Here is a 7,232-nt window from a genome sequence, read left to right on the forward strand (position 1 = left end):
AGCTATGATAGCTTGGCTGGTTTTTGTGGGGTAATCAAGGTCAAGGGATCTATTGCAAAACCTTGTCGGCGCTCCACTTCAGCCCACAGCTCTGATAAGTCATTGACCATCACTCTCGCCCCACCAGGGCAGATCAGCTGGATCTGGGGGATCACTCCGTCTGCATATGCTGAAAAACCATAAGGTTTTAGCACCCGCTTTAAGATTGATAATCTTCGAAACATCGCTCTTAGACGAATACCGCCATGTTGTGCTCCTGCTTCTGTCCAATGCCCTAACGCCGCTGGATTGCCACACGCATTACACATAACGCTTCTCCTTATTTGTCTCCCCAAAACCTCCCTAAAAAATGCGCTCCGCTCAGATGACCTCAGGACGACGACCACTTTCAAATGGGAAGCGTTGACGGAAGTCTGCCGCAATATCTTCAAATGGCATCCAAACCACCCCTTCATGACTATTAATATAGTCAATCAAGCGCTCAAGCATCAACAGGACCTGTGGACGACCAGACACATCAGGGTGGATGGTGAAAGGGTAGACGGCATAATCCATATTGCGGTATACCCAGTCAAACTGATCACGCCACATCTCTTCGATATCACGAGGGTTGACGAACCCATGGCTGTTAGGAATGTTTTTCATAAACATCATCGGCGGCAAGTCATCCATGTACCAGTTGGCGCCAATCTCGACCAAATCGATCTCTTCGCCATGGGTCATAGGATGCATCCATTCCTCTGCTGTTTTTGAATAATCGATCACATTCCATTGGTCACCAACTCGAGCATAAAAGGGCTGAAAATCACGGTAGCCTTGACTGTGGTCATATTTAAAATCATATTTGGCTAAAATCTCAGGGGTAGCAGCCGACATCTCCCACCAAGGTGCCACATAACCACGTGGGCTTTGGCCGGTCAGCTTTGTGATCAGTTCAACCGACCTCTCCATGACCGCTTCTTCTTGAGCCCGAGTCATAGCGATTGGGTTTTCGTGCAAGTAACCGTGTGCGCCCACCTCGTGGCCATGGTCAACGATCATTTTAGCGATATCAGGAAAGGTTTCTATGCTATGACCAGGAATGAAAAACGAAGTGCGCATATCGTACTTTTTAAACAGCCGCAACAGACGAGGCACACCTCCCAATGCAAATCTAAGGCTTCGGGGCCCACTAAGTAGCCGTGCTCACGAGCAAGCCTGCCTATTTCGTCAAACTCGTGGCACACGCCGCGTCTGATGGTTGCGCCAGCCAGCTCAAGTGCTTGCACACTGCGCTCAAAGTTTGCCATGACTGCTGTTTGTGCGCCCTTAAACACCACGTTAGTAGGAATAAAAAACTTAAGCTGACTAATAGGCGTAGGGTTTGGTGTGCTGACTGAGCGACCGTTGAGAATCTCTGTTGCGCCAATACAGCTCTGGACGTCAGTGGCAAACGGACCGTAGGTATCAAGGGTAGGGGAAAGAGGAAAAGTGCCCGCTGTTGGAAAGGCGCTGCTAGAGCCTTTGTAACCAACGATGCCGTTTAATGCTGCTGGTATGCGTATCGATCCGCCAGTATCACTGCCAATAGTGAGGGGTACCAGTCCACGAGCGACGGCGACTCCGCACCCTGAAGAGGAGCCACCAGGAATACGGTCAGGGCCAGTGCCATGCGGGTTTTTTGGGGTACCAAAGTGAGGGTTTAGACCGAGGCCTGAATAGGCAAACTCAGTCATATTCAGACAACCAATCGAGATCAGGCCGGCTTGGCTGGCATTGACTACCATATCAGCGTCCTGAGCTGCTGGCGTGTTGGACGCAAGCACCACAGAGCCTGCGGTAGTCACCCTACCTTTTATATCAAACAAATCCTTCCAAGCCACAGGAACGCCATCCCAGGCGCTAAGTGGCTGTCCTTGGTGGTGACGTTGTTTTGCGGCCTGCGCCTCTTCAAGCGCTCGCTCTTCGAGTAGTACTGTAAAGATACTGGGATCAGAGGATCTAATATGAGCAAAAGTCTCTTTGGTAAGCTCAACCGGACAAATATCGCCTTTTTTAATCTTATCTGCCATATTTGCAGCTGACACGGTCTCTTTTATAAACCCACCCATCATAGACTCCATACGATTGACTCCTTAGGATCTGTTGATTGCTCAACAGACTCTAGGCTATATATTTAAATATAGGCTGAGAAAACAGGATAGTCAACGCAGTATGAAGTTAGATACAAATATAAACTTTTGTCAGTCGTTATAGATATGCTGACATCTGTAATATTCCAATGAGTGTCAAATCTATTGTAAGTAGCCCTTGTTGGGTGTGATACTAGGGGGCAGATCAGTGTCACCAAGTGCTTCTAATAGGTTGATTTCGATAGTGCGTGATAAGGCGCTTAGCGGTAATTGGTTGGCTGCTAAACCAAAGGGCTCCTCTAACTCTTCACTTAACACATCTAGTCCAAAAAAAGTATAAGCGATTACAGCGCATATTAGCGGGGTGGCCCAGCCCAAAGAAGAGACCAAACCAAAGGGCAGCATAAAGCAATATAGGTAAGTAGTGCGATGCACCAACAGCATGTACGCAAAGGGTAGTGGGGTATTATGAATGCGTTCACAAGCGGCCAAAACGACAGTCATAGACATCAAACGCTCGTCCATCTTTTGCACCATCAGTTCTGAGAACTGTCCTTGACGTCGACCATCTCCAAGATACTTGCCCAACAGGCGCATCAAATAATCAGGTAGGTTTTGTGCTTGCCGCATACTCGCATGATACTCCGGCTCTACAAAGCGTTCGATATCTTCCCAAGGTGAAGTGTTGCGAAGCCTGTGGCGCAAAGCATGGGTAAAAGCAATGGTCAAATAAATCATATGCCGCTGCGTATCACGTCCAGCCTCTGTCTCATCGTCCATATAAGAGAGTACCTGACGGGTAAAACCACGAGCATCATACACCAGTTGACCCCATAGTCCTCGAGCTTCCCACCAGCGTTGATAGCTGGCGTTATTACGAAAACCAAGAAACAATGACAGGGCTATTCCAAGTAAAACAAAAGGCGCTGTACCATACGATGAAAAATAACTGGGAAGCCTGTGCTGCATACCCGTTATCAAAGTGCTTAAGAGCGTGATCAGTACAATCTGTGGGTATATTTTTGGAATAATGGAGCCACGGAGTGAAAAAAATATTTTAAAGGCATTTGGGTTTTGTCGGACGATCATATTCGTTTCCAGCTGTTTGGTTGGCCGCTTGAGACTTGGCTGCGAATGCACTGCATTGCTTTATCTCCATTTTCTAAATGACACACTCTAGAGCTGACAGGAAGCGGTTTAAGAAGGCGTGCCAATCTCTCTTAAATCAATCACTCGCTGACAAAGTCGCTTAACAAGGGCGGCGTCATGGCTGACAACCAAGATACCAACCTCACTATGCGCACACCTCTCTAGCACCGCATGCCAAATCTGCGCTTGGGTGATCGCATCGAGCATGGTGGTCATCTCGTCAGCAATCAAAAACCTCGTCTGGGGCCCAAGCGCCCTTGCCACGCAAAACCGCTGCAGCTCACCGCCTGACAACTCGCTCGGATACCGGTTCAGCCATTCTTTGTCAATTCCTAATAGCTCTAATAATTTGGGGTCAGGCTGCCAGCTCTCATTCAGCACTTTGCGCATTTTCCAACGTGGGTTCACCGCTTGTTCAGGATGCTGAAACACCAATTGTACCGGATGATAAGTTTGTCTGGCGATAGCTGAGCCATTTAGGGTCACGCTACCTTCTAAAGGCTGCTGATAACCCGATAAAATACGACAAAGGGTGGTTTTTCCTAAGCCACTTGGTCCTACAAGCCCAACGATTTCGCCCGATGCTATCGTTATGTTTAACCCTCGAAACAGCCAAGGTCCACCCTCGTAGCGAAAGCCAATGTTTTTAGCCTCAAGTTGCATGCAGACACCTTACTTTACCGTTACGAAGGTCGCGCATGTCTGGCCGCACTTCGCTACAGTCAGGTATCATAAAGGCACAGCGCGGCGCAAATAAACAACCAGATGGCAGGTCAGTGGCCTGTGGCTGCGAACCGGGAATAGGCATAAAGTCATTTTGCGGCAAGGCACGCCATAATGCTTTGCTATAAGGATGGCGCAGCCGCTCGCCATCTCCCGTAAAGTCCTCCACCGAGGCGACTTCAAGCGTTGTCCCAGCATAAAAAACAGCAATCCGATCGGCGATTTGCAGGGCCGCTTCAATATCGTGGGTAATCAGCATAATGCTGCGCCCCTCATCAGCCAGATCTCGAAAGCTTTGCAGCGCCTCTTTGATGACCACGGGATCAAGTCCGGGTGTCGGCTCATCGGCGATAATCAGCTTGGCATCTCTGACGATGGCAGTCGAGAGTAAGGTTCTGCGTGCCATGCCGCCAGAGAGCTCAAAAGGATACATGTCTTCGACCTCTGGACTCAAATGTAGACGCTCAAACGCTGCTCTTTGTGCTTTAATAGTCGCTTTATCGTTTGCAGGCGACCGGACTTGTTTACCTACTCGCATCAGCGGGTTTAGAAAATTAACGGACTGCGGAATCAAGGCAATCTCGCTGGCTCGTAACGACTCTTGCCGCTTCGCCGTTAAGGCTTCTCCTTTATATTTGATAGTGCCACTGACGTTGGCATTAGAGGGCAAAATACCTAAAATTGAATGGGCAAGTAAGCTCTTGCCTGAACCACTTGCGCCGACAATCGCTAGTATCTCGCCCTCACTGATACTGATATCTAAACCTGAGACGACATTGAGCTTCCTTTGTTTTAGGCCGCTAGTATATTGATTAAACGATATCGATAAATCGCTGACTTCTAGAATCGACACCTATATTCTCCCTTTTTACTGATTCGCTTGTGTCGGATCAACAAGTATTCTTATATTCTCGCCCATGGTCTCAAACGTGCGCACCACGATAAGTAGAGCCACGCCAGGGAAAAAGGCCAACCACCAAAGGCCTGATGATAAATATTTCATCGACTCAGATAAAATAATACCAATCGCCGGTTTATGCGGTGATAATCCCAGTCCCAAAAACGTCACTGCCGCTTCATGTAAGATAACGTGCGGGAACATGAGCATAAATCCAACCAACAGCTGCGGGATGAGATGCGGAAATATATGATGGGTGGCAATCCACCAGCGAGACTTGCCCATTTGCTGCGAGACTTGCACGTAGTCAGCAGTGCGTATTTGCATGACCTCCGCTCTAATCACCCGAGCTAGGCTTGGCCAGTGGGTCAGCATTAGACCAACCACAATGCCTTTAAAACCACCGCCGAGCATAAAAGCGATAAGAATGAGTGTCACCAGATGCGGCACACTCAAAAACAGATCAATCATCCAAGTCACCACCCGATCGGTCAGCTTGCCCATGGTCGCAGCCGCCATACCGAGCACCAGCGCAATAAAAGCACTGCCTACCGCACCTAATAGTCCCACCCCGATACTGAGCCTTAAGCCCTTGATGGTGCGTGCAAACATATCTCGGCCCAGCCAATCGGTGCCAAATAGATGCTGCAGTGACGGGGACAGGTTACGAGCCGTTAAGTTGGTGGCGATTTTCCCTTCATCGATAAAGATGCCACCGAGTATGACACTGGCTAAGAATATACTGGCCAGTATCATAGTTAGCAGCGTGCGTTGTCTGAGGTTGAGACCAAAGCGTGTAAACGACTTGTTTTTTTTATTCCCTATATTACTTGGGCTACTTGGCATCATAGCAGTCTACTTTCCCTCGTCCTTGGATCGACGATGTAGTAAATCAGATCGGCAATGACATTACCGACAAAGACGAAGACGGTACTAAATAACACGATGCCTAATAATAGCGGTACGTCGCCTCGCAAGCCTGCGTCTATCGTGGCTTTACCCAGTCCCGGATAAGAGAACACTTGCTCGGCTAAAATAGCGCCGCCAAACAGCTCACTAAATGCGGCAAACTGTAAGGTAACGGCAGGCAAGGCAATATTACGTAGACCGTGCCGCCAAAATAGTGCAAAGCCCTTTTCACCACGGGCTCTGGCAAATAAGACGTAGTCGCTTGCTAGCACCTCAATGAGCTTTTGCCGGGTATGCAGTGCCACGCTTGCAACGCCTACGATACTAAGTGTCAGTGCAGGCAATACCAAGTGTTTGACTCGATCTAAAAACCTCACATCCTCCGCTAAGACGCCTGCTGGCACGCCTAAACCGATCGGGAACCAGCCAAGCCACACTGCAAAGATAATGAGCACAAGTAGCCCCATCCAAAAAGTAGGGGTAGAGGCGAGGGTATAGCAGTACCACTGAATAGCCCGATCAATCCAGGTGCCACTTTTCATTGCGGCAACCACACCCAGTACAAACCCCATGAGCCCAGACAAGGTCCATGCCACTAACATTAGCGCAAGCGAGCTGGCAAAGCGTTCTCCGATAACCTCACTCACAGGACGGCGATAAATCATGGAAGTGCCCAAGTCGCCTTGCAGCACTGCAGCAGCCCAATTGCGAAACTGTACTAAAACTGGTTCATCGAGACCCCAGTACTGCGCTATTTGCTGACGCTGCTCGGGACCGACATTGAGCATATCGGCACCAATATAAGCTTGCACAGGATCGATGGGCGAGTTTTTCATTAAGATAAAGGAGATAAAGCTAATGGCAACCAGCAACGACGCCATTCTCAACCCTTTAAATAGAAGGAATCTGGCAATTCCGCCGCTGCTTTTTTGCACCCTGCCTGTTTGTACCTTGCTGGCTTCCACACTACTGTGCCCATGTCCAATCGACGATATTGTCGGTTGCAGGCCAGCCGTGTCCGTGGACATGAATTCTTTGCTTACCAATATCGAGATCATCTTTCATAAGATACAAGTGATCCACGTTGACCAGCCAAACCCAAGGGGCATCACCTTTACCGCTAAGGCCTGTCGTACCGTCCCACTGCGCTTTTTGCCAATACTCAAGCGCCTCTTTTTCACTGCTGGCTTGCAGCGCTTGCTCGAAGTAGTTATCTACTGTGATATTGCTGTAGTAGCCGGTATTATTAAAATCGGTGGTGTATCAGAAAGTATGCTGAGGAAATAAAAGGAGAGTGACAGCCGAAGCAAGATGATATATTTGAGGTTATGAAGACACAAATAGAAGTCAGCTGCCCCGACTGTCACAGTTCTAGTTTAAAGAAAAACGGCATAAAAAGCTATGGTAAGCAGAACTACCAATGTAAGGACTGTAACCGCCAG

General features: G+C 48.7%; 10 protein-coding genes. 2 read left to right on the top strand and 8 right to left on the bottom strand.

Features of this window, described 5'->3' with window-relative positions; translation table 11 throughout:
- Positions 1-2: 2 nt before the first annotated feature.
- From J3492_RS10885 to J3492_RS10920, 8 genes are all read right to left on the bottom strand, one after another.
- Positions 3-308 (bottom strand): hypothetical protein, encoded by a 306-nt coding sequence (locus J3492_RS10885; protein ID WP_207992076.1) that lies wholly within the window; start codon positions 306-308, stop codon positions 3-5.
- Positions 309-360: 52 nt separating this feature from the next.
- Positions 361-1,101 (bottom strand): polysaccharide deacetylase family protein, encoded by a 741-nt coding sequence (locus J3492_RS10890; protein ID WP_207992077.1) that lies wholly within the window; start codon positions 1,099-1,101, stop codon positions 361-363.
- Positions 1,065-2,102 (bottom strand): amidase family protein, encoded by a 1,038-nt coding sequence (locus J3492_RS10895; protein ID WP_207992078.1) that lies wholly within the window; start codon positions 2,100-2,102, stop codon positions 1,065-1,067. The genes J3492_RS10890 and J3492_RS10895 overlap by 37 nt, the downstream gene beginning before the upstream one ends.
- A gap of 171 nt (positions 2,103-2,273) precedes the next feature.
- On the bottom strand, positions 2,274-3,200 hold the full coding sequence (locus J3492_RS10900) for a bestrophin family protein (protein ID WP_207992079.1): 927 nt from the start codon (positions 3,198-3,200) through the stop codon (positions 2,274-2,276).
- Between the two features lie 108 nt (positions 3,201-3,308).
- The gene (locus tag J3492_RS10905) at positions 3,309-3,923 is read right to left on the bottom strand and encodes an ABC transporter ATP-binding protein (protein ID WP_207992080.1); all 615 of its coding nucleotides are present in this window, start codon (positions 3,921-3,923) and stop codon (positions 3,309-3,311) included.
- Positions 3,913-4,836 carry an oligopeptide/dipeptide ABC transporter ATP-binding protein gene (locus tag J3492_RS13450; protein ID WP_207992081.1) on the bottom strand — a complete coding sequence of 308 codons (924 nt, stop codon included), beginning with the start codon at positions 4,834-4,836 and terminating at the stop codon, positions 3,913-3,915. The genes J3492_RS10905 and J3492_RS13450 overlap by 11 nt, the downstream gene beginning before the upstream one ends.
- A 15-nt stretch (positions 4,837-4,851) precedes the next feature.
- Positions 4,852-5,730, bottom strand: a complete 879-nt coding sequence (locus tag J3492_RS10915) for an ABC transporter permease (protein ID WP_207992082.1) — start codon at positions 5,728-5,730, stop codon at positions 4,852-4,854.
- Positions 5,727-6,671, bottom strand: a complete 945-nt coding sequence (locus J3492_RS10920) for an ABC transporter permease (protein WP_207992083.1) — start codon at positions 6,669-6,671, stop codon at positions 5,727-5,729. Before J3492_RS10920 ends, J3492_RS10915 begins: the two co-directional genes overlap by 4 nt.
- Between J3492_RS10920 and J3492_RS10925 the strand changes: the two genes are divergently transcribed.
- Positions 6,649-7,077, top strand: coding sequence for a hypothetical protein (locus J3492_RS10925; protein WP_207992084.1), 429 nt, complete (start codon positions 6,649-6,651; stop codon positions 7,075-7,077). The two genes, J3492_RS10920 and J3492_RS10925, sit on opposite strands and share 23 nt — an antisense overlap.
- A 41-nt stretch (positions 7,078-7,118) precedes the next feature.
- On the top strand, positions 7,119-7,232 hold a 114-nt coding region (locus J3492_RS10930), incomplete at its 3' end, for an IS1 family transposase (RefSeq protein WP_207992088.1).

The organism is Psychrobacter coccoides, assembly GCF_017498085.1.
GTDB classification, from domain to species: Bacteria; Pseudomonadota; Gammaproteobacteria; order Pseudomonadales; family Moraxellaceae; genus Psychrobacter; species Psychrobacter coccoides.

Bases quoted from the DNA above. Each gene is read 5' to 3' on its own strand.
- J3492_RS10885 (WP_207992076.1), bottom strand. From the start codon at position 308: ATGTGTAATGCGTGTGGCAATCCAGCGGCGTTAGGGCATTGGACAGAA.
- J3492_RS10890 (WP_207992077.1), bottom strand. From the start codon at position 1,101: ATGCGCACTTCGTTTTTCATTCCTGGTCATAGCATAGAAACCTTTCCT.
- J3492_RS10895 (WP_207992078.1), bottom strand. From the start codon at position 2,102: ATGGAGTCTATGATGGGTGGGTTTATAAAAGAGACCGTGTCAGCTGCA.
- J3492_RS10900 (WP_207992079.1), bottom strand. From the start codon at position 3,200: ATGATCGTCCGACAAAACCCAAATGCCTTTAAAATATTTTTTTCACTC.
- J3492_RS10905 (WP_207992080.1), bottom strand. From the start codon at position 3,923: ATGCAACTTGAGGCTAAAAACATTGGCTTTCGCTACGAGGGTGGACCT.
- J3492_RS10915 (WP_207992082.1), bottom strand. From the start codon at position 5,730: ATGATGCCAAGTAGCCCAAGTAATATAGGGAATAAAAAAAACAAGTCG.
- J3492_RS10925 (WP_207992084.1), top strand. From the start codon at position 6,649: ATGGCAACCAGCAACGACGCCATTCTCAACCCTTTAAATAGAAGGAAT.
- J3492_RS10920 (WP_207992083.1), bottom strand. From the start codon at position 6,671: ATGGCGTCGTTGCTGGTTGCCATTAGCTTTATCTCCTTTATCTTAATG.